The organism is Pseudomonas sp. TH04, from assembly GCF_016651355.1.
Classification (GTDB): Bacteria; Pseudomonadota; Gammaproteobacteria; order Pseudomonadales; family Pseudomonadaceae; genus Aquipseudomonas; species Aquipseudomonas fluorescens.
In genome coordinates this window covers 6,213,255-6,233,192 of record NZ_JAEKEA010000001.1, presented here as the reverse complement: position 1 = coordinate 6,233,192, position 19,938 = coordinate 6,213,255, and the positions used below count along the sequence as shown (strand labels likewise).

The window sequence follows — 19,938 nt, the reverse complement described above, 5'->3', positions numbered from 1 at the left end:
ATGAACACACATATCGCGCTGTCCTGCTTGCCCCTCGCACTGCTCGCCTCCCTCGCCCATGCTGCGCCGACGCTGTACCTGGGCATGAACGGCGGCACCATGGAGCGGGTGTACGCCGACAAGGTGCTGCCCGCCTTCGAAAAAGCCAATAACGTCAAGGTGGTGATCGTGCCCGGCACCTCGTCGGACATCCTCGCCAAGGTCCAGGCCAATAAAGACAACCCGCAGATGCACGTGATGTTCCTCGACGACGGCATCATGTACCGCGCCATCGCCATGGGCCTGTGCGACAAGCTGGCGCCGAGCCCGTCGCTGGAGCAGATCCCGGCCAAGGCGAAAATCAAGCAAGAGGCTGTGGCCGTGACGCTGGGCGTTACCGGCCTGGGCTACAACGCCAAGATGTTCAAGGAAAAAGGCTGGGCCGCACCCACCTCGTGGATGGACCTGGCCGACCCGCGCTTCAAGGACAAAGTGGTGTTCCAGTCCCTCGCCTCCTCCACCTTCGGCCTGCACGGCTTTTTGATGTTCAACCGTATCCAGGGCGGCTCCGAAACCAACGTGGAACCGGGCTTCAAGGCCTGGCCGAAGACCATCGGCCCCAACGTGCTGGAATACATCGCCAGCTCCGCGAAGATCTCCGAGATGGTGCAAACCGATGAAGCCGCGATCTTCCCCCTGACCCCGACCCAAGTCACCACTCAGCAACTGCTGGGCATCCCGATGGAATATGCGCAACCGAAGGAAGGCGCGGTGGTGCTCAACGTGGCCGAATGCGTGATTGCCCGTAATGACCAACCGGAACTGGCGCAAAAACTCGCGGCGTTTTTGTTGACGGCACAAGCCCAGGCGCCGGCGTTGGAGGACGGCGACCAGATTCCGTCGAACCCAACTACACCGACCACCGACAAAACCCGTGCGCGGGTGGAGGCAATGCAGGGTTACCTGCAGACGGCGATTTCAATTGATTGGGACCAGGTCAATCAGGCGCGGCCGGAGTGGAATGCGCGGTGGAGCCGCTCGATCGAACGCTAACCGCAAAGCCAGCAGCGCTCGCGTGATCTTGCGCGAGCGTTACGGGCGGCTCGTGTGGCGCGATTCGGTGGTTGGGTTATGTGAGTACTTCTTCAAGAGCGCTTGAGTGGCAGTTTTGCGCACGCGAATTTCCGCCAGTTTCAGTTGCATGTCTTGATAACGCTGCGTGCTCATCAGAATCAGGCCCAGCAGCGGAAGCACGATACCCAATGCGTAAACCAGCGCGTGGGGCCGGTATTGCAGGGTCGGTGTCACCAGCAGCAGGCAGAAAATGAAATACCCCAGCTGCAAGCCGGTTGCGCAGCTGCGCCCGCGCGCCAGCATCCAATGGGCAAACGCAGAAAAAGCCGTCAAGCCGACAAAGAGGCCCAGGCAGCCTCCGGTTTGCAGCGGCGCGGCCACAGAGCACAGGTAGGTCTTTTTAGTCAGCAACGTAACGGTGGCCGCTGAGAACTGGGCCATGAACACCATGGCGGTCATTTCCGGCAAGCATTGGGCAAGACGGTTAATGGTTGACTCCCTCACTCTCTGGCCTCCCCAGTCAAGCCGTGGCACGGACCGAAGCCGCGGGTGTAAAAACACAGAGAGTAGTGAGTCGCGTCCTGCAAAAATCTAAGAAAGTTCTTATTTTTTGACGCGGTGGGTGTTGCCGATCGAGTCGGGAACCACCGGCAATGCGCGTTTATGCGCCGTATTGGCATAAGCCCGTTCGACAATCGCCCTCACCCGCGCACTCACCGGTTCGCCCATCAGGTACGCGTCAATCTCTGCATAGGTGCAGCCATACGCCTGCTCATCCGCCTTGCCTGGCGCCAGGTCTTCGAGGTCGGCGGTGGGTTGTTTGTGGATCAGCTCAGCGGGCGCGCCCAGGGCGCTGGCAAGCAGGCGTACCTGGGTTTTGGTCAGGCCTGACAGCGGTGCGAGGTCGCAGGCACCGTCACCGAATTTGGTGAAGAACCCCATCAGTGCTTCAGCGCCGTGGTCGGTGCCGACCACCAGCCCGTTGTGCAGATTGGCCACGGCGTATTGCGCGATCATCCGCGTGCGGGCCTTGACGTTGCCTTTGATGAAGTCGACCTGAGCGGCGCCAGCCTCGGTGGCGGTGAGGCTGGCCATCAGGCCGTCGACACTGGCGGCGATGTTCAACGTGTCGACGTGGTCCGCTGTGATGAAGTTCAGCGAGGCCTGGGCATCACGCTCGTCGGCCTGGGTTTTATAGGGCAGCCGCATCGCGATAAAGCGCGCGGCGTAGCCTTCGCTACGCAATTGCTCCACCGCCAATTGGCACAGACGGCCCGCGGTCAGCGAATCGACGCCGCCGCTGATGCCCAGCACCAGAGCCTTACAGCCGGAGCTGCGCAAGGTGGCCTTGATGAAATCGATGCGCCGCTGGATTTCCCGAGGCTCACCGCCACTGACCAACGCGCGGTTGATGTTCAGTTCCTCAGCGATACGTGCTTGCATGTCACACCTCCACACTGCCCACGTTGAACACCTTCGCCGCGTACTGCAAGAACGAGGCGTCTTCACAGACGTTCTTGATCGGATCATCGGAAAATTTCACCACCGGCTCGCCGTGCACCCGCACCAGCTTCATGACGATGCTCAGCGGTTGCACGCCCTCGACATCGCAGGCCAGGCTGGTGCCCATACCGAAACCGAACCGGGCCTTGCCACGCACGTGCCGCAGGATCGGCAGGCATTTTTCGAAGTTCAGGCCGTCGGAAAACATCAGGTCCTTGGTCATCGGGTCGATGCCCATTGCTTTGTAGCGCGCCAGAACTTTGTCAGCCCATAAGATCGGGTCACCGGAGTCCTGGCGCAGGCCGTCGTAAAGCTTGGCGAAGTACAGGTCGAAGTCCTTGAGGAAAAAATCGGTGCTGATGCAGTCGGTCAAGGCGATGCCGAGGCGGCCGCGGTATTCACGCACCCAGTTTTCCAGCGCGGCGTTCTGACTCTCGCGCAAGCGGCCCAGTTGCTGGTGCACCATCAGCCACTGGTGCGCCATGGTGCCGATCAGCGGCAGGTCAAACTCATAGGCCAGGTGCGCGTTGCTGGTGCCGACAAATTGGCCAGGGAAGTCACGGCGCATGATATCGACCACTTCGCGCTGGGCCTTGAATGACAGCCGCCGGCGCGTTGAAAAGTCGGAGACACGCAAGTCGGCCAGCTCATCGCGGCTGAGGTTTTTCTCCAGCCAGTCGAACTTCTGGTAAAGCTTGCGGGTGACGTCTTCGAGGCTTACGTCGGGGTACTTGTCGCGGTTGCGCAGTTCGCTGACCAGCGCCAAAACCGGCTGTTCGAACATGATGCAGTGCAGCATCGGGCCCACCACGCGGATGTTCAGTTGGCCGTCAACCTCGCTGACGTGGATATAGCGCAGATTAAAGCGGAACAACCCCAGAAAACGCTCGTAATCCGCAGTGAGGTATTCGCGAAAGCGTGGGTTGAACAGAAAGCGCAGCTCGCCTTCGCGCATGTGCAGGCCGGCGAGCTTTTCCAGCTCGTCACGCAGTGCCGGGATCAAGTGGCCAAGCTTTTCCGGCGAGCGGACGATGAAGTTGTATTCCACATCGACATTCGGGTGCTGGTGCAATACCGCCTGCATCATGGTGAAGGTGTAGTAATCAGTGTCGAGCAAGCCCTGGATCACCGGGGATTCATAGTCGTACGCACTTTCCATGGTGGTTCTCCTTAACGCGTGGCCATCGCGGCCAGTTCTTCGCGGGTGTTGCTGATCACGGCACCGGCCTTTTGCAATTCACCAACGGCCTGCACGCCGCCCTCCTCGCTGATTGCTCGACACGCAGGCAAGTGCAGGATCACCTCCAGGCCGGCCTTGAGCAGTTGCAACGCGGTGGTCTTGACGCAGTAATCCAGGGCCAGGCCGCCGACGATCACCCGGGTGACGCCGTGGGCGTTCAGATACTCGATAACGCCGGTGGACAGCTTGTCGTGCAAGTCGTGGTAGCAGGCACCGTAGGGGTGCAGATCGGGTTCGACGCCTTTCCAGATGAAGTAGTCGTAGTCATACGGAACGGGTAATTCATCCAGCAATGTAAAACCGTCGGTGCCCGGTACGCAGTGGCTGACCCAGGTGACATCCGCGTGGGCCAGGCCGGTGGGTTGCAGCATCTCGCTGTGCTGCGTGACCACCCAGGGCGCGTGCGGGGTGTGCGCGTCTTTGCTGCCGACACGACGGCCGGCCAGGCTGGCCATGTAGTTGAGTTCAGCGCCGATCTGGTCGCCGCCGGCCACAGGCAATTCGTTGGGGCACAGTGGCGTGAAGCTTTTCTGGGCATCGACGTCGAATGAAGCAATGGCAGTTTTCGAAAGGGGCATGGCAGTTCTCCTGTGGCCTGCAAACAAAAGTACACGTCGTGTACTTTCATTGCAAGAAACATTTATTTGACTAGGCTTTATTCAGTACATGACATGGCTGTTCGATGGGTTAGACTGTGCTCCACCGCTGTCTACAAGGATTTCACATGCCACTTAGCGCTTACCTCCATACCGTCGACCTGTGCGTGCTGTTCTACTGCCGTGCTGCCGGGGAATTGAAGCTGCTGCTGAATAAGCGCGAAGCCGAGCCTTTTGCCGGGCACTGGGCATTACCGGGCGTGGTGGTGAACGGCGGCGTGCAAGATCTGAGCCTCAAGGATGCGGTAGAACGCTTGCGGGCGAGTGACAAGGTAGGTTTCAACCTGGCCTTGAGTGAACAGGTCGGGACGGTGGGCGATGCGTTTCGTGACCCACGCTGCTGGTCATCCTCCACTTACTACCTGGCCATCGTCGCCGATGAGGTGAGCCTGGGTGAGCATCAAGGCTGGTTTTCGCTGAACGCAGTGGCCGCTGGCAGTATCAAGCTGCCATTCGATCACAACCTGATCGTGGCGGCGGTGCAGGAGCGGCTGTTGTCCAAGTCGCTGTACAGCAACCTGCCGCTGATGTTCCTGGGCAATGAATTCAGCGCGCCGGAAGCCACCACGATTTTCTCGCTGGTGCTTTCACGGCCGGTACTGAAGACCAGTATTCGCCAGCGCTTGTTGAAGCTGACGGAGGCGGGATATCTGCGCGAGACCGGGCGCAAGAAGCACGGCAATGGCGGCAGGCCGCAGGCGACGGTGCAGAACCTGAAGCCTGGAGAGATTTACTTCTTTGATCGCAGTTTTGCCGAGTAACTCGCTATTCACCCACAATGAAAATCAACGGTGGGAGCGGGCTTGCTGCCGAAAGCGGCGGGTCAGCCACTGCATTTGCTGACGGTCATACCGCAATCGGGCGCAAGCCCCCTCCCACACGGTTGATGGGTGCTCGGCTTCAGTTCATCCAATTGCCGCCATCGACGTTGTAGGTTTGGGCAACCACATAGTCGGCCTCTTTCGACGCCAGAAAAATCGCCATCCCGGTCAAATCCTCCGCCGTGCCCATCCGTCCATAAGGCACCTCGGCGCCGACCCGCGCTTTTTTCTCACCGGGCGCCAGGCCTTCATGCCTGGCAAACAGTGCATCCACACCGTCCCAATGCTCACCGTCGACTACACCGGGGGCGATGGCGTTGACATTGATGCCCTGCTTGATCAGGTTCAACCCCGCCGATTGCGTAAGGCTGATCACTGCGGCCTTGGTCGCGCAATAGATGGCCACCAACGGCTCACCCCGCCGCCCGGCCTGACTGGCCATGTTGATGATCTTGCCGCCATGGCCCTGGCTGATCATTTGCCGCGCCGCCGCCTGCAAGGTGAACAGCGTGCCGGCCACGTTGATCGTGAACAGCCGGTCATAGCTGTCGCGGGTGATGTCGACGATGGGTGCGAGGTCGAACAGCGCGGCGTTGTTGATCAGAATATCGAGCTTGCCGGCGTGGGCGACCACGGCGGCAAGCGCGCCGTCGATGGAGGCTTGGTCGGTGACGTCCATCGCCACCGCATAAGCCTGTGGGCCCAGCTCTGCCGCCGTGGCTTGGGCGCGTTGCAGGTTGATGTCGGCGATGGCAACCGTGGCGCCTTCGGCGATATAGGCCTGGGCAAAGGCGCGGCCAATACCGCGCGCCGATCCAGTGATCAGCGCGCTCTTACCTTCCAGTCGTTTCATGGGGTACGTGTCCGTTAACAATTATTTGGGATAACCGGCGCGTTTCATTTCGCGCTCGGTGGTGGCCTGCGCTTCGAGCAGCGCCTGGTCAACCGTCATGCCGCCGGTGAGCGCTGCCGAAAACAGCTTGCCGACCGAGGTGCCGATGGCCTGGAACTCAGGGATGGTCACGTACTGGATGCCCACGTAGGGCACCGGTTTGGCCGACGGGTGCGCGGGGTCCGCGTGTTTCATCATTTCCAGCGTCACCTGGGCAAACGGTGCGGCCTGCAAATACGCCGCACTGTAGGTGGACTGGCGAGTGCCCGGCGGTACATTGGTGATGCCTTCTTTATCGGCGACCAGTTGGATGTAATCCTTGGAAGTTGCCCAGCTGATGAAGGCTTTGGCGGCTTCCTTATGCTTGGACGTGGCCGGGATTGCCAGGGACCAGGCGTAGAGCCAAGAAGAGCCTTTGTCGGTGACTTCCGTTGGGGCGGCGGCAAAGCCTACATCATCCGCAACCTTGCTCTGGCGCTTGTCGGTGGTGAAAGAGCCGGCGACGCTGGCATCCACCCAGATCGCACATTTGCCGCTGTTGAACAGCGCCAGGGTTTCGTTGAAACCGTTACTGGAGACGCCCGGCGGGCCATAGTGCTTCAGGGTGTTGACGTAATAGTTGGCTGCTGCGGTCCACTCGGGGCTGGTCAACTCGGGCTTCCACTGTTCGTCGAACCAGCGCGCGCCAAAGGCGTTGGCCATGGTACTGAGCAGCGCAATGTTTTCACCCCAGCCAGCCTTGCCACGCAGGCACATGCCGTATTGGCCTTGATCTTTTGCGGTGAGCTTGGCGGCGAATTCACCAAGCTGGGTCCAGGTCGGGTGCGCGGGCATGCTCAGGCCGGCTTGCTTGAACAGGTCGGTGCGGTAGTAAGTGACCGTGCTTTCGCCGTAGAACGGCAAGGCATACAGGGTGTTATTGACCGACAGGCCCTGGCGCACCGAAGGGAAGATATCGTCAGCGTCATAGTCAGCCGGCAATTGGCTCAGCGGTTCCAGCCAGTGTTTGGCGCCCCACAGCGGGGTTTCGTAGGTGCCAATCGTCAGCACATCGAATTGCCCACCTTGGGTGGCGATGTCGGTGGTGAGGCGCTGGCGCAATACGTTTTCTTCGAGCACCACCCAATTGAGCTTGATGTCCGGGTGCTGCTGCTCGAACACCTTGGACAGGCGCTGCATGCGGATCATGTCACTGTTGTTGACCGTGGCGATGGTGACGGTGTCGGCGGCGTAGCTGGGCATGGCCAGCGCCAGGCCGGTCATCAGGAACAGCGCTTGCGCAAGTGTGGCGTTGCGGGTCGGGAGCATGGCGGTTTCCACCTGTTGTTTTTGTTGTTGAGGGTCGATTACAGCAGCTCGCTCAAGCCCTCACAAACGCATGGCGAATGCCTGGCTGGTACTTTTTTAACCCCGCCCACAGGCGCAAAAAAGTATCAGTGCCAGGCGAAACCGGGGGTAGCGTATTGCTCGCGAGTGCGCGTATTTTGGGGGCGACTCAACCACTAAAAGAGGCATCGCCATGCCCGTCAGTCGCGCCGAGCTGTTCGAGCACCGCCCCGCCGAACTGGAAGTCATCCTGCCCGAGCCGGACCACTGCTTTCGCTGGTTCGAACATGACTACCCGTATGACCTGGCACGCTGGAACCACCACCCTGAATTCGAAATCCACCTGATCCGCCGAGGCAGCGGCAAATTGGTGGCGGGCGACTATATCGGTGCGTTCAGTGCCGGGCATGTTGCGCTGATCGGTCCAGACCTGCCCCATGACTGGATCGGTGACCTGGCGCCCGGCGAATACCTGAGCGGCCGCGACGTGGTGCTGCAGTTCGACGGCGCCGCCCTCCTCGCCCTGCGCAAGACCCTGCCGGAGCTCGGCGACCTGCAGCCGCTGTTCGAACAGGCCCGGCGCGGCCTGCAGTTCAGCGGTGACACGGCCGTGCAGGCGGCAGGCTTGATGGAAAACATCGGCAACGCCCACGGCCTGCAACGGTTGATCCTGTTCCTGCAACTGCTCGACACCCTGAAAACCGCCCCGCCACCACAGGTGCAGGCCCTGGCCAGCCCCTGCTATGCCCCCACTCTCGACGCACGCAGCGCCGAGCGCATCAATAAAGCCTTCGACTACCTGATGCGCGAGCTGACCGGCGACTTGCGCCTGTCGGTCATCGCGCGACAGCTGGAGATGAGCGAGCCGGGCTTCTCACGCTTCTTCAAGCGCAACACCGGCCACGGTTTTATCGACCTGATGCGCAAATTCCGCGTGCAACGCGCCTGCCGGCTGCTGCTGCAAAGCGAGATGTCGGTGGCGGCTATCTGTTTCGAAGTGGGCTACGCCAACCTGTCCAACTTCAACCGGCACTTTCGGATCGAAATGAACCAGACACCGAGTGAGTATCGGCGCGAAACCGCGATGCATCTGTTCAACCGCACCGCCGATCAGCCATTGCCCTACACCCTCGGCCATTGAGCCAACGCCCGTTGCGCCAGGCGCGCGACTTCAAGGTCAATGGCTGCGCGCTGGCGCTCTCCATCCTCAAGGAACCACGCTGCGGACAGACCTGCATGGGCCACGACCCATTGCAGCAGGCGCGGGCGTGCGAGGTTGGCCGCCTGGGCAATCACCGCGATCTGCCGATTGAACCGCACCGGATCGTGGCAGGTCGGCAAATCCGGGTTGCAGAGCAGGTTGGCGTAATCGTAACCACGCTCGCCGATGACCCGCTTTGGGTCAATCGCCAGCCAACCCCGAGCACCGAAGTCGAGAATGTTGTCGTGATGGATATCACCGTGCAGCACCACCACGTCCTGTGGCGCCGCCAGCAGTGCATGCGCCATCGCTGCGCAGTCGCGCAACACGCCGCCTGTGTCCTCAGCGGCCGTCCACAATGACTGAAACCAGGTGTGCAGGGGCAGTAACCCTTGCGGTGGCGATGGCCGTGGCGCATGCAGCCGGGCCACCGTGGCGCAGGCAATCCGGCTGGCTTGATCATCCTGCCCATTGAGGGCCATGCGCATCAAGGAACCCGGGCCGGTGGCCCGCTCCATCAACAACGCCACGTCGTCATGGGCATACACCTGGGCGGCACCCTCGCCCGCCCACCAGCTCATCAACTGCCCGCCGAGCTGCTCTTCTGAAGTGTGAGCAATTTTCAACATCGCCGGCCGGCCTTGCCAGCGCACGGGCAACAGGTGACTGCCGGGCGTCACGACGGGGACGCCATCAACCTTCAGGTTCCAGGATTGCAAATAGCGCTCGAACATGTGAGTGGATCCTCGTAGTGGCCTGCAAAAATGACACCCAGTCATTTTTGATCAAAAGGTCGACTAATTCCGATTTTTTTCATTTTATTCAAGCCATTGAGCAAAGTTGGTACAGCCTGTGCAAACGTTTGCGGAACGAACTTGGCTGCCAAGTTCACCGTTACCCGAGGTATCGGGTTCAAACCGCGTACGAATAGGGACTTTCAATGCACCCCACCTCAAGGCGTCCTGCTTCCTTTGGTGTTTCCTTGCTACTGGCTGCCGTTACGGGAGTACTCAGCGCCCCCATTTTGGCGCAGGAAAAACTTGCTGATGATTCAGCACAGGGCGAAACCCTCAGCCCTGAGACCAAGCGCCCCGACGTCAGCCCCACGAAAAAAGGCGTTTATCTGTCGGAATGGTTCAACCAGGACCTGACTCTGATCGGCAGCAAAGACATCAGCTTCGGCCCCAAGCCGCAGGATGACGTTTATCTGGAATACGAATACTTCGGCCGCAAAGGCCCGTTCGAATTGTACGGCTATATCGACGTGCCGAAGATTCTCGGTATCGGTAACAGTAATGACAAAGGCGCGTGGGACCATGGCTCGCCGGTATTCATGGAGCACGAGCCGCGCATCTCCATCGACTACTTGGCCGGCCGCAGCCTGGCCATCGGTCCGTTCAAGGAATGGTATGTAGCGTTTGACTGGATCTACGACCATGGCAGCAATAAATCCAACCGCGCCAACACCCTGTACAGCGGCCTCGGCACCGACATCGACACGCACTCGCGGGTCAACCTGTCGGCCAACTTCTATGGGCGCTACCAGTGGGAAAACTATGGCGCGAGCAATGAATATTCGTGGGACGGCTACCGTGCACAAATGAAGTACATCGTGCCTATCAGCAGTTTCGATAACGGTGCGTCGCTGACCTATATCGGCTTCACCAACTACGATTTCGGCTCGGACCTGCACAAGGACAACCCGGCGCGCACCGCCAACTCGTTGGTGGCGACCAACGTGCTGCTGTATTCGTTTACCCACCTGCGCTTTACCCTGGTCGGCCGTTACTTTCACAACGGCGGCAACTGGGAGGACGGCAGCGAGCTGAACTTCGGCGAAGGCAACTTCCGCGCCCGCTCCGATGGCTGGGGCTACTACGCCGGTGTCGGCTACCAATTCTGATAAAGGAGCATTAGATGAAAGCGTTTACCCGTCTCTCGCTGGCCGTTGGCCTGGCCCTGCTGCCTCACGTGGTGCTGGCGGATGCCCCCGCGCCGATCAAACCCAAAGTGATGCTGATCACCATGTTCGCCCCCGAGGCGCAAACCTGGATCGACCGCCTGGCGCTCAAGCAGGAAGTCCGCGTGCCGGGCCTGTCGGCTGAATACCCGGTGATTCGCTGCAACACCCAGGATGTATGCCTGCTGGTGACCGGCATGGGCCAGACCAACGCCGCCGCGTCGACCCTGGCCTTGGCCTTGTCGCCCAAGTTCGACCTGCGCCAGAGCTATTTCCTGATCGCCGGGATTGCCGGTATCAGTCCCAAACACGGCACGATCGGCACGGCTGCCTGGGCCCATTACCTGGTGGAATTCGGCACCCAATGGGAGCTGGACTCGCGGGATGCGCCCAAGGATTGGCCAACCGGTTACATCGGCATCAACACCAAAGGCCCCAACGAAAAACCGCCACTGGACTACAAGACCGAAGTGTTTGAGCTGAACCCCAAACTACAAGCCAGGGCGTATGACTTGTCGCACAAGGTTGAGCTGACGGAAAGCAAGGAGTCCAGCGCCTGGCGCAAACACTACCCGGCCGCCCCTGCCAACCAGCCGCCGCAAGTCACCCGCTGTGACACGCTGGCAGGCAACACCTGGTTCTCGGGCACACGCCTGAGCGAGCGCGCCGAGGTCTGGACCAAATTGCTCACCGACAACAAAGGCGAGTACTGCACCACCCAGCAGGAAGACAACTCCACCTACGAAGCCTTGCTGCGCGCCAGCCGTGAAGGCCTGGTGGATATCCAGCGTTTGGCCGTGGTGCGTGCAGGTTCCGATTTCGACCGGCCGTACCCTGGCTACAGCGAAGTCGATAACCTGCTCAAATACGCCGACCAGGGTGGGTTCGTACCGGCGCTGGAGAACCTCTACCGCACGGGTAACCCGCTGGTACAGGCGATTCTGAAGAACTGGTCAGCCTGGGAAAAAGGCGTTCCCGACGCCCAATAAATATCAACCTGTGGGAGCGGGCTTGCTCGCGAATGCGGTGTTTCAGTCAACCTTTCTGTGACTGACCTACCGCTTTCGCGAGCAAGCCCGCTCCCACATTTTTGACCGCGTTACAATCGTTAGGCGGTCGGATGGGCCACGTTCAGTGCCTTATCGACCAACAACTGCACGCCCTCCAGCATTCGGCAGATACCCAGCGCGACAGTGCGTTGAGCCCCGTCGATTTCAAACGCCAGGTGGTTGGCGATCTCACTGATGGACGCCAAATCCTGGGAAGCATTCACCAGCAAGGTTTCCGTGCCCAGCTCGGCGCGCACGCTGAAGAGCCCGTCGGTGGGTTCGGGGATGGGCTTGCCGGGATTGAGGTAATGGTTGATCGCGCGGTAGGCCACGTCGTGCAAGGTGCTGGTATCGAAGTCTTGCTGGCCTGGGGGGTTTGGGCTGTCTTTAATCATGGTGGAACTCCGTCGACAAGTGGAGCCGCCAACGCTCGCGGTCAAACGAGGTGAAGGTGGCAGCTGTACGCGGGTTGACCGACCGGTTGTCAACGAACCCGGCATACCCAAAGGTATCCCGCGCACAACTGCCGCGACACAATACCTCAGGCACAGAAAAAGCGCCTGAGATTGGTACAGGGCGTAGCGTTTCGTTAACAAGGCCGGACGGTCAAATCCGATCGCTGAATTGGCAGCGACGGCAATGAGGTTAGTCAGCGCCCTTCCGAACGACAACCTGAAACCTGTGTGGGAAAGGTCCGAGCCAAGCTCGTTCCCGAAGCTTAGTGAAGATCAAACTGTGGGAGCGGGCTTGCCCGCGATGAGGGCCTGTCAGTCAGAGAGGTGTTGGCTGACACACCGCTATCGCAGGCAAGCCCGCTCCCAGATTTTTTAACCGCATTAAGGCAGGAAGATGATCTTGTCAGCACTGCCCTGGTTCACTTCTTCATAGCACTGCACCCCGTCCGCCAGCGCCACTTCGCGCAACCCGGTCGGCAGTGGCAGCAGCCCTTCATCGAAGAAGCGCCCGAACTGTTCCAGCATCTCCGCGCACTGCTCACAGTTGTAGAGCAACGAATTGATACCCACCACCGAGCCGCCCTTGCGATACAAGGCCAGCGCCGGCAGTTGCACATGGCCGTCGACCGGTGCGGCGATGATTGCGATGCGCCCGAATGGAGCCAACCCTGCGACAGCGGCCGGCAGCCAGAAGCCGGTCGTGTCGAAGATCACATCGGCGCCGCCCTTGAACACCGCGTTCACCTGCGCACCCAGCGCGTCCGGCTGGCCCAGTGCAATTGCGTCAAACCCTTGCGCCTGCAACGCCTCAACCTGGTCGGGTTTACGCACCGCCGCCAACACCTGGGCACCCCGAATTTTGCCCAGGGCCAGCGCTGCACTGCCCACGGCACCATTGGCACCGATCACTAACAAACGCGTGCCCTTCGCGACACCGCTACGCGCCAGGGCATCCCAGGCGGTGGTGTAGGGCACGCCAAGGCTGGCGGCCTGAGCAAAACTCAGGTGCGTTGGCTTGTGCGCCACGCCTTTGGCTGACACGGTGAGGTATTGGGCGTGGGAGCCATCGGCGAAAAACCCGAGGTCACGGCCGGTGCCCCACACCTCCTGCCCCACCAACGCTGGCGGGCCTTGCACCACCACACCGGCGAAGTCTCGCCCGGGAATCCGCGGCAGCGTGGTGTAGGGAAAGCGGCCGAGCACGTTTTTAACATCGCTGGGGTTCAAGCCCGCAGCCTTGATCTGTACCAGCACTTCACCGGCGGCCGGTGCCGGCGTGGCGACCTCGACGACACGCAGGGCAGCGAGGTCGCCAGTGGCGGAAAATTGCAGCGCTTTCATGGCTAATATCCATCGAAGGGAAAAGAATACTCAGGACAACCAACCACTGACCAACTGCCGCCCCATGGGCCAGAGCTGCTCACCGAGCAACATGCCCATCAGGCCGACCAGCGCAATCGCGGGCGGCGCGGGCGAGCGGAAGTCCAGCGCACCGTAGAGCACGCCGACAAACAGGCCAATGGCAAGGGAAATCAGGTAATTCATGGAGGTGGCGCCTGGTGGGTTGATGGGCTCAGTGTAGTGAGCCCATCACCCAAGCATCGGCCAAGTGCTTCTGGATTTCGGCCAACCCTTCAACCGCGGTAGTGCGATGGCGCCACGCCGAGTTCGCGCCGGAACATGTCACTGAAGCTGCTGGGCGAATAGCCTAAAGAGCGGGCAATGCCGCTGACCGACTGGCCCTGGATCAGCGCCGCCACCGCCGTGGCCAATTGCACCTGACGGCGCCACTCGGCAAAGCCCATGCCGAGGTTATGCTGGAACAGCCGCGCCAGCGTGCGCACGCTGGCACCGGCCGTCTCGGCGTGTTGCTCAAAGGGGATATCCAGGGAAGGCGCCGCCATCACCGCCTGGCAGGCGCTGGTCAAGCGGCGGTCCGCTGCCACCGGCATGGCAATGCGGATTTGCGAGCGGCGCGCACGTTGCAGTTCCAACAGGGCCAGGCCGACCACGGCGTCGTAGTACGCCGAATCGCCGGTATCGCCATGATCGACCAACGTGACAATCAGTTCGCGCAGCAGCCCGCCCACTTCAATCACCTGCACCTGGCTGTCCAGCGTTGCCGCCAATGCCGGGCGCAGGTAGATATTGCGCATCTGTAAATCAGAAACCACGCGAATCCCATGCTCCACCCCCGGCGGCAGCCACACCGCGCGTTGCGGCGGCACGACCAAGGCTTCGCGCGGCGTTTCGACCCACATCACACCGCTCATGGCGTACAGCAACTGGCCCCAGTCATGGCGATGGGGTTCAACATACAACCCACGCGGGTAAGTACGCGCCAAGGGTTGCACGGGGACGGCATGATCACTGAGGTCGGGAGGTGCGGCCAGGGCCATGAGAGCGCATCGGACAAGGGTGAACGGCCATGGTAATGACCGTCACCCGATAATCCGAGCGGATTTTCAGGGTTTTTTAGCCGTGGGCCGACTTGGCACACTCGCAACCCGTCGACGAAGCACACGGCTCGCCATGCGCATGGTGCTCGGCGCAGCCCTGGCAGCAGTAGCCCTTACCGTCTTTCATCACCGCCTCTTTGCCCAGTACGCATTTGCAATGTGGGCAAGCACAGGTTTGATCAGCCATGGTCAGACTCCTTTTTTATGGTCGTCCAGGTGCGGCGGGCGCTGCACCTTAAGCAGTGACTCTCGGCAAGACGCCAAGGTTCAGCGCCGTTAATCGGCCTGACGGGTATTGCTGCGGTACATGAACACCAGCGCCAGGGCCAGACAGAGCATCGCCACGATGCGACTGCCCGAGAGTTCGATGGCGGGGTTGCCGAGCCAGCCGAAGTTGTCGATCAGCATGCCCATGCCCAATTGCCCGACGATCACCGCCACCGTTGCCACTGCCGTGCCGACGATGGGCACCGCGCCGACCATGACCATCATGTACACCACGCCGAACAGCGCGCCGGTCAGTTGCCACTTCGGCACATCCAACAGGCTGACAGCCTGCGCGGGCTCGAAGAAAAAAATCAACAGCGCGGTGCTGAGGGCTCCGACTGCAAAGGTCAGCAAGCTGCTACGCAACACGCCCACCGTCTGCCCCAGGCGACCATTGATCGCCGCCTGCACACTCAACACCGCACCGGCGGCAATCACCAGTACCAATAACAGAATCAGATTCATCGCCTTACCCTCGAGCAATCAAAACAAGTGCCGCCACAATCAACGCCAGGGCAATCCAGCGCTCGCCATTGACCCGCTTGCGTGCCGTGCCAAACCAGCCGAAATGGTCGATCAACACGCTCTTGCCCACCTGCCCCGACAGGATCGCGATCATCGTCATGGCGATACCGATATGCGGGGTGGCGAGTGTCAGCACCACCACGTACATCGGCCCGAGGAACCCGCCGATCAACTGCCAGCGGGGCAAATCGGTGAGGGCCGGGCCCTTTTGTGGGCCGCTGAACAGCAGCAGCAAGAACAGGATGGCGGTGCCGACGCCAAAGATGCTCAACGTCGCCCACAAATGCCCGACCTGCACACCCAATGGGCCGAGCAAACCGGCCTCCACCGACAGGCCCATGCCCGCCAGAATCACCAACGGCAACAACAGCAACCGTAGAAGGTTGTTTTTTGGCCTGGCCTGCGCCACGCCCTCGATCGAACTTGCCTGCATAGATCACCTGCACAACGGGAAAGGAAACATGGCGCGCATTATCCGGTCGCCGCCCTGTGCGATAAATGGGATCATGCGGATAACACCTTTGCGAAATACGCACAGCTCGGAGGCACGATGCAGGGTTTGAATGAGTTGAGTTTCAAAGCGTTGCGGCTGTTCGTGGCCGTGCTAGACCACGGCAGCTTCTCCGAAGTAGCGCGCCGCGAGAGCCTGGCGCCCTCCTCCATCTCGCGGCAGATCCAGCTGATGGAACAGGCCCTCGGCCAACAGTTGCTCTACCGCCATACCCGTGCGGTCAGCCCCACGGAGGCCGGGCGCCTGCTCGGGCATCACGCCCGGGTGATGCTGGAACAACTGGAAACGGCCGGCCAGGCCCTGCAGGAACAGGAAAGCGAACCCAGCGGCCTGGTGCGGATCAATGCGCCGATGGTGTTCGGCCAGCGTCACCTTTCACCCTGGCTGGGCGAGTTGTGCCGGCGCTACCCGAAGTTGCAACTGGATATCCAGCAAACCGACACGTTCGTCGACCCGCTGCAAGATGGCACCGACCTGCTGTTTCGCATCGGCGTGCTGAACGACTCGGGCATGCAGGCGCGCATCTTCGCGCCCCAGCGCTTTCGTATCGCCGCGAGCCCTGCTTACCTGGCACGCCATGGCACACCGCGCCACCCCGATGAACTGGTCCATCACCAGTGCCTGGCCTACAAAGGCATCACCGGCCAGCAACGCTGGTTCTTCCGTCGCGACCAGGGCGACTGGACGCCGTACAGCGTCAAAGGCCCCATCACCGGCAACCACGCCGATACCCTCACCCACGCGGCAGAGCAAGGCCTTGGGCTGGTGGTGTTTCCGTCCTGGTTGATTGGCGAAGGGTTGCGCGCCGGCACCTTGCAGGCGGTGCTGACGGAGTACGAAGTGGCGACCACGCTGGAACCGCAGCAGATTGCCGCGTTGTGGCCGGGCAGTCGGCGGCTGTCGTTGAAGGTGCGCACGGTGATTGATTATTTTGTGGCGTGTTTCGGCACGGTGCCCTACTGGGATCGGTGAGCGCGCTGCGTTTACGGGTTGCTGCTGCGCCGGCCTGTTCTGCTCTGGAGTGGCGGTGCGGGTTTGGGTCGCCGCGCAGCACGCACGTTGGGATCAAAACAACCACTGCCCAATCAGCCACGCATTCGCGCCACTGATCAGCGCGAACAGAAACCACGCCAGCAACCGCGTCGGCAGTCGGTTTACGAATGGCCCCATCAGGTGTTTGTCGTCGGTCATGCGGATCAGTGGATAGAGCGCAAACGGCAACTGCAGGCTCAGCACCACCTGGCTGAGAATCAGCAGCTTGCCGATGGCATCGTCGCCCATCAACCACACCCCGAGAAACGCCGGTATCAGCGCAAGCCCGCGGGTTATCAGACGGCGCTGCCAGCACGGAATGCGCAGGTTGAGGTAACCCTCCATGATCACTTGCCCGGCAATCGTGCCGGTAAAGGTCGAACTCTGCCCCGAAGCCAGCAAGGCGATGCCGAACAGGATGCTGGCGAACGCACCACCCACCAGCGGATCAAGCAGGTGGTAGGCGTCCTGGATTTCGACCACATCGGTGTGACCGGTCTTGTAGAACGCCGCCGCTGCCAACACCAGGATCGCAGCGTTGACCAGCAACGCCAGGGCCAGGGAGCCGATGGTGTCGATACGCGCCAGCTTGACCGCGTCCTGCTTGCTGGCGAGGTCTTTGCCGATCAGGCGAGTCTGCACAATCGAGGTGTGCAGGTAGAGGTTATGCGGCATCACCGTGGCGCCGAGAATGCCGATGGCCAGGTACAACGGCGCCGCATCGCTGATCGCCGACAATGACGGGGTGAAGCCACTGAGTACGTCCGGCCAATACGGTTTGATCAGCACCAACTCGATAAAGAAGCACACGCCAATGGTCGCCACCAGCGCCAGCATGATCGCTTCAAGGCGGCGGAAGCCTCGGTTCTGCAGGGCCAGGATCAAGAGCGTGTCAAAGGCGGTGATCACGATGCCGGTGGTCAGTGACACGCCGAGCAGCAAGTGAAATGCCAGGGCGCAACCGAGCACTTCGGCGAGGTCGGTGGCGATGATGGAGATTTCCGCCAGCACCCACTGCGTGCGCGAGGCGCGCTGGCTGTAGCGCTCGCGGCACAGTTGCGCCAGGTCTTTGCCGGTGGCGATGCCCAGGCGCGAGCACAGGCATTGCACCGCCATCCCGGCCAGGCTGGCCAGCAGCACCACAAATAACAGGCTGTAGCCGTAACGTGAGCCGGCTTCGATGGCCGTGGCCCAGTTGCCCGGGTCCATGTAGCCGATGGAGATCAGCAGGCCGGGGCCGGCGAACATCAGCGCCCGTTTGAAAAACGACGCCGTGGGGTCAACGACAACGGAGCCGGCCACTTCCGGCGGACAGAACGGGGCGGTAGCGATTTTCGGCAGGCTGAATTTCACGCGGTATCCCAGGCAAACACACAAGTCAGAACCGCAGCTTATCAGTCCGACGCGACCGTGCGCATCACCGTTTCCCGGGGCAAATCAAACGCTTCGACGACTTGCACCACCAGGTCCATCTCCTGGTTCAGCGCTTCGCGCTCCATGCGCTGGCGAATCACACCAATCACCAGTACCGCCAAGGTGGTGATCGAAAAAGCCGGGCCGGACAACGCCCGCACGCCCGTCACCAGCAACATCGCCGCCGCCAGCGCCTGGCCCACCACCGGAATCGCCGTGGCCGCGCCGCGGCGCAGGATAAACCCGGTCAACCCCGCCAACGCCGTGCCGCTCAGCGCGGTGGTGGCCGAACGGCCAAAGTCGATGCGATTGAACAACCCCTGCTCTTTTTGCGCGGCTGCCTTGAGTTCGGCGTCGAAGGCCTGCCGGTCGGCGCTGCTGAGTTTGCGTTTGTATTGCTCGATCAGTTTTTCCGCGACCTGCGCCTCGATGTCTGCCAGCGCCACGGTTTCAAGCGGCGCGTCAAACTTGATTGCGAGCTTTTGCGCCACATCTTCGGCGATCTGTCGATAACTCACGCCATGGCCACGGGCGAGGTTCATGAAGCTGTCACCGCCCATACGCTGCAACTCGATGGCCAGCTTCAGCGGCTCGCGCACGCTGGCATCAATCGAGGCACTGCGCTTTTGCGCCATCAATTCAGCGAGAAACTTCAGCTCTTCCGGACGCGCCTGCATCAGTGCCGGGAACAGGTGCGCGTCTTCCTCGGCAAAACGCACCTCACTGCTGCGCAGATCAGAGCGAATCAGGCCGCGCCGCTCCTGCAACAAGTCGGTGTACTGCACCACTGTCTTCAACTGCGGCCAGTAGGCGGCATGGTCAAAGGTGGCCAGGTGCACATTGGTGACCTTGGCCTTGAGTGCCGGCGTGACATCAATCGCATAGCGGCCGATGCAGCGCTCGGTATCCGGCTTGATAGCCAGCGCCCAGTCCTTGCTGGAGTGGCAATTGATCACGCGCCCCTTGAGCGGCGCCGACACGTCATCCCACGGGCTGGACGTACAGATCGCCCCGCCCATCAGCAGCAAATTGTTCAATGGCAGTTCGCGGGCGATCTCGGGGCTGGCCAGCAAACTTTTGACCAGGATACGTGCGCCGAGGGAATGGCCGATCAGGTTGATGCGCCTTACTTGCAGCGATTCGGCGTGCAGGTAACTGGCCAACTCCGGCAATAACGTCTTGGCCACTTCATCGACACGCGCCTCGACGCTTTTGTAATGATCAAGAAAATACGCAATCGCCTTGCCCACGCCCACCGTCGCCGCGCCCAGGCCGCCACCGCCGAGCATCGAGGTGATCACATCCTTGACGGGCGCGAACAGGTTTTCCAGAAAATGCCCCGCCGGCCAGAACAGCATCAGGTTGGTCGAGCCTTCGATACCTGCCAGTTGTGCCTTGAAATTGCACAGTTGCTGGCGGTTGAAAAAGGCCGAGTAACCGTGAACATAGAGATTGAGCACATCCCCCTGAGGCTCGCCGCACAGTAAGAACGTGGGCTTGCGGGTGCGGTGCATTTCATCCCACTGGTGTTGCATGGGCCGGTGACTCCTGGTGACGAGGGACAGCGATAGTAAC

22 protein-coding genes are annotated in these 19,938 nt (G+C 61.1%); 6 read left to right on the top strand and 16 right to left on the bottom strand.

What is annotated here, in order from left to right:
• A complete protein-coding gene (locus tag JFT85_RS28215; protein WP_078828464.1) occupies positions 1-1,032 on the top strand; it encodes an ABC transporter substrate-binding protein in 1,032 nt (343 codons plus the stop codon).
• Positions 1,033-1,071: 39 nt separating this feature from the next.
• Here JFT85_RS28215 and JFT85_RS28210 read toward each other — a convergent pair whose 3' ends face one another.
• The 4 genes from JFT85_RS28210 to JFT85_RS28195 all read right to left on the bottom strand — a co-directional run bounded on the left by JFT85_RS28210 (position 1,072) and on the right by JFT85_RS28195 (position 4,374).
• On the bottom strand, positions 1,072-1,557 hold the full coding sequence (locus tag JFT85_RS28210; RefSeq protein WP_139372233.1) for a hypothetical protein: 486 nt from the start codon (positions 1,555-1,557) through the stop codon (positions 1,072-1,074).
• A 99-nt stretch (positions 1,558-1,656) separates the two neighbouring features.
• Positions 1,657-2,496: an ammonia-dependent NAD(+) synthetase gene (nadE, locus tag JFT85_RS28205; RefSeq protein WP_073637747.1), complete on the bottom strand. Its 840-nt coding sequence runs from the start codon at positions 2,494-2,496 to the stop codon at positions 1,657-1,659.
• A gap of 1 nt (position 2,497) precedes the next feature.
• A complete protein-coding gene (gene pncB / locus JFT85_RS28200) occupies positions 2,498-3,715 on the bottom strand; it encodes a nicotinate phosphoribosyltransferase (RefSeq protein WP_201230834.1) in 1,218 nt (405 codons plus the stop codon).
• 11 nt (positions 3,716-3,726) lie between these two features.
• A complete protein-coding gene (locus JFT85_RS28195) occupies positions 3,727-4,374 on the bottom strand; it encodes a nicotinamidase (RefSeq protein WP_053256622.1) in 648 nt (215 codons plus the stop codon).
• A 146-nt stretch (positions 4,375-4,520) separates the two neighbouring features.
• Here JFT85_RS28195 and JFT85_RS28190 point away from each other — a divergent pair, with 146 nt between their 5' ends.
• Entirely contained in the window at positions 4,521-5,213 is a 693-nt protein-coding gene (locus JFT85_RS28190) for an NUDIX hydrolase (protein ID WP_053256623.1), read from the top strand.
• Between the two features lie 139 nt (positions 5,214-5,352).
• Here JFT85_RS28190 and JFT85_RS28185 read toward each other — a convergent pair whose 3' ends face one another.
• Entirely contained in the window at positions 5,353-6,126 is a 774-nt protein-coding gene (locus JFT85_RS28185) for an L-iditol 2-dehydrogenase (RefSeq protein WP_069552706.1), read from the bottom strand.
• A gap of 21 nt (positions 6,127-6,147) precedes the next feature.
• Positions 6,148-7,428 carry an ABC transporter substrate-binding protein gene (locus JFT85_RS28180; RefSeq protein WP_201230941.1) on the bottom strand — a complete coding sequence of 427 codons (1,281 nt, stop codon included), beginning with the start codon at positions 7,426-7,428 and terminating at the stop codon, positions 6,148-6,150.
• Between the two features lie 256 nt (positions 7,429-7,684).
• Between JFT85_RS28180 and JFT85_RS28175 the strand changes: the two genes are divergently transcribed.
• Positions 7,685-8,632: an AraC family transcriptional regulator gene (locus tag JFT85_RS28175; RefSeq protein ID WP_201230831.1), complete on the top strand. Its 948-nt coding sequence runs from the start codon at positions 7,685-7,687 to the stop codon at positions 8,630-8,632.
• Here the strand turns inward: JFT85_RS28175 and JFT85_RS28170 are convergent.
• Entirely contained in the window at positions 8,614-9,426 is an 813-nt protein-coding gene (locus JFT85_RS28170; protein ID WP_073637751.1) for an aminoglycoside phosphotransferase family protein, read from the bottom strand. The two genes, JFT85_RS28175 and JFT85_RS28170, sit on opposite strands and share 19 nt — an antisense overlap.
• 206 nt (positions 9,427-9,632) lie before the next feature.
• Between JFT85_RS28170 and JFT85_RS28165 the strand changes: the two genes are divergently transcribed.
• A complete protein-coding gene (locus JFT85_RS28165) occupies positions 9,633-10,595 on the top strand; it encodes a nucleoside-specific channel-forming protein Tsx (RefSeq protein WP_053256628.1) in 963 nt (320 codons plus the stop codon).
• Between the two features lie 14 nt (positions 10,596-10,609).
• Positions 10,610-11,641, top strand: a complete 1,032-nt coding sequence (locus JFT85_RS28160) for a purine-nucleoside phosphorylase (protein ID WP_078828470.1) — start codon at positions 10,610-10,612, stop codon at positions 11,639-11,641.
• Between the two features lie 119 nt (positions 11,642-11,760).
• On the opposite strand, the gene JFT85_RS28155 is transcribed toward JFT85_RS28160, so the two are convergent.
• The 7 genes from JFT85_RS28155 to JFT85_RS28125 form a co-directional block, all read right to left on the bottom strand.
• Entirely contained in the window at positions 11,761-12,096 is a 336-nt protein-coding gene (locus JFT85_RS28155) for a DUF6124 family protein (protein ID WP_201230830.1), read from the bottom strand.
• 441 nt (positions 12,097-12,537) lie between these two features.
• A complete protein-coding gene (locus JFT85_RS28150) occupies positions 12,538-13,497 on the bottom strand; it encodes a quinone oxidoreductase family protein (RefSeq protein ID WP_201230828.1) in 960 nt (319 codons plus the stop codon).
• A gap of 30 nt (positions 13,498-13,527) precedes the next feature.
• Entirely contained in the window at positions 13,528-13,701 is a 174-nt protein-coding gene (locus tag JFT85_RS28145; protein WP_073637754.1) for a DUF1427 family protein, read from the bottom strand.
• A gap of 89 nt (positions 13,702-13,790) precedes the next feature.
• The gene (locus JFT85_RS28140) at positions 13,791-14,555 is read right to left on the bottom strand and encodes an AraC family transcriptional regulator (RefSeq protein ID WP_053256632.1); all 765 of its coding nucleotides are present in this window, start codon (positions 14,553-14,555) and stop codon (positions 13,791-13,793) included.
• 76 nt (positions 14,556-14,631) lie between these two features.
• Positions 14,632-14,802, bottom strand: a complete 171-nt coding sequence (locus JFT85_RS28135) for a metallothionein (RefSeq protein ID WP_073637756.1) — start codon at positions 14,800-14,802, stop codon at positions 14,632-14,634.
• 89 nt (positions 14,803-14,891) lie between these two features.
• Positions 14,892-15,347, bottom strand: a complete 456-nt coding sequence (locus tag JFT85_RS28130) for a DMT family transporter (protein WP_053256633.1) — start codon at positions 15,345-15,347, stop codon at positions 14,892-14,894.
• A 4-nt stretch (positions 15,348-15,351) separates the two neighbouring features.
• Entirely contained in the window at positions 15,352-15,840 is a 489-nt protein-coding gene (locus JFT85_RS28125; protein ID WP_053256634.1) for a DMT family transporter, read from the bottom strand.
• Positions 15,841-15,957: 117 nt separating this feature from the next.
• Between JFT85_RS28125 and JFT85_RS28120 the strand changes: the two genes are divergently transcribed.
• Positions 15,958-16,890 carry a LysR family transcriptional regulator gene (locus JFT85_RS28120; RefSeq protein WP_053256635.1) on the top strand — a complete coding sequence of 311 codons (933 nt, stop codon included), beginning with the start codon at positions 15,958-15,960 and terminating at the stop codon, positions 16,888-16,890.
• A 93-nt stretch (positions 16,891-16,983) separates the two neighbouring features.
• On the opposite strand, the gene JFT85_RS28115 is transcribed toward JFT85_RS28120, so the two are convergent.
• Together JFT85_RS28115 and JFT85_RS28110 are read right to left on the bottom strand one after the other, a co-directional pair.
• Complete coding sequence (locus JFT85_RS28115) at positions 16,984-18,303, bottom strand: Nramp family divalent metal transporter (protein WP_053256636.1); 1,320 nt, start codon at positions 18,301-18,303, stop codon at positions 16,984-16,986.
• Between the two features lie 41 nt (positions 18,304-18,344).
• Positions 18,345-19,898 carry a DUF726 domain-containing protein gene (locus JFT85_RS28110; RefSeq protein WP_201230820.1) on the bottom strand — a complete coding sequence of 518 codons (1,554 nt, stop codon included), beginning with the start codon at positions 19,896-19,898 and terminating at the stop codon, positions 18,345-18,347.
• Positions 19,899-19,938 lie beyond the last annotated feature (40 nt).

Excerpts from the sequence above, each read along its gene's own strand:
- JFT85_RS28215 (WP_078828464.1), top strand. The coding sequence starts at position 1 with ATGAACACACATATCGCGCTGTCCTGCTTGCCCCTCGCACTGCTCGCC.
- nadE (WP_073637747.1), bottom strand. The coding sequence starts at position 2,496 with ATGCAAGCACGTATCGCTGAGGAACTGAACATCAACCGCGCGTTGGTC.
- pncB (WP_201230834.1), bottom strand. The coding sequence starts at position 3,715 with ATGGAAAGTGCGTACGACTATGAATCCCCGGTGATCCAGGGCTTGCTC.
- JFT85_RS28195 (WP_053256622.1), bottom strand. The coding sequence starts at position 4,374 with ATGCCCCTTTCGAAAACTGCCATTGCTTCATTCGACGTCGATGCCCAG.
- JFT85_RS28190 (WP_053256623.1), top strand. The coding sequence starts at position 4,521 with ATGCCACTTAGCGCTTACCTCCATACCGTCGACCTGTGCGTGCTGTTC.
- JFT85_RS28185 (WP_069552706.1), bottom strand. The coding sequence starts at position 6,126 with ATGAAACGACTGGAAGGTAAGAGCGCGCTGATCACTGGATCGGCGCGC.
- JFT85_RS28180 (WP_201230941.1), bottom strand. The coding sequence starts at position 7,428 with ATGACCGGCCTGGCGCTGGCCATGCCCAGCTACGCCGCCGACACCGTC.
- JFT85_RS28175 (WP_201230831.1), top strand. The coding sequence starts at position 7,685 with ATGCCCGTCAGTCGCGCCGAGCTGTTCGAGCACCGCCCCGCCGAACTG.
- JFT85_RS28170 (WP_073637751.1), bottom strand. The coding sequence starts at position 9,426 with ATGTTCGAGCGCTATTTGCAATCCTGGAACCTGAAGGTTGATGGCGTC.
- JFT85_RS28165 (WP_053256628.1), top strand. The coding sequence starts at position 9,633 with ATGCACCCCACCTCAAGGCGTCCTGCTTCCTTTGGTGTTTCCTTGCTA.
- JFT85_RS28160 (WP_078828470.1), top strand. The coding sequence starts at position 10,610 with ATGAAAGCGTTTACCCGTCTCTCGCTGGCCGTTGGCCTGGCCCTGCTG.
- JFT85_RS28155 (WP_201230830.1), bottom strand. The coding sequence starts at position 12,096 with ATGATTAAAGACAGCCCAAACCCCCCAGGCCAGCAAGACTTCGATACC.
- JFT85_RS28150 (WP_201230828.1), bottom strand. The coding sequence starts at position 13,497 with ATGAAAGCGCTGCAATTTTCCGCCACTGGCGACCTCGCTGCCCTGCGT.
- JFT85_RS28145 (WP_073637754.1), bottom strand. The coding sequence starts at position 13,701 with ATGAATTACCTGATTTCCCTTGCCATTGGCCTGTTTGTCGGCGTGCTC.
- JFT85_RS28140 (WP_053256632.1), bottom strand. The coding sequence starts at position 14,555 with ATGGCCCTGGCCGCACCTCCCGACCTCAGTGATCATGCCGTCCCCGTG.
- JFT85_RS28135 (WP_073637756.1), bottom strand. The coding sequence starts at position 14,802 with ATGGCTGATCAAACCTGTGCTTGCCCACATTGCAAATGCGTACTGGGC.
- JFT85_RS28130 (WP_053256633.1), bottom strand. The coding sequence starts at position 15,347 with ATGAATCTGATTCTGTTATTGGTACTGGTGATTGCCGCCGGTGCGGTG.
- JFT85_RS28125 (WP_053256634.1), bottom strand. The coding sequence starts at position 15,840 with ATGCAGGCAAGTTCGATCGAGGGCGTGGCGCAGGCCAGGCCAAAAAAC.
- JFT85_RS28120 (WP_053256635.1), top strand. The coding sequence starts at position 15,958 with ATGCAGGGTTTGAATGAGTTGAGTTTCAAAGCGTTGCGGCTGTTCGTG.
- JFT85_RS28110 (WP_201230820.1), bottom strand. The coding sequence starts at position 19,898 with ATGCAACACCAGTGGGATGAAATGCACCGCACCCGCAAGCCCACGTTC.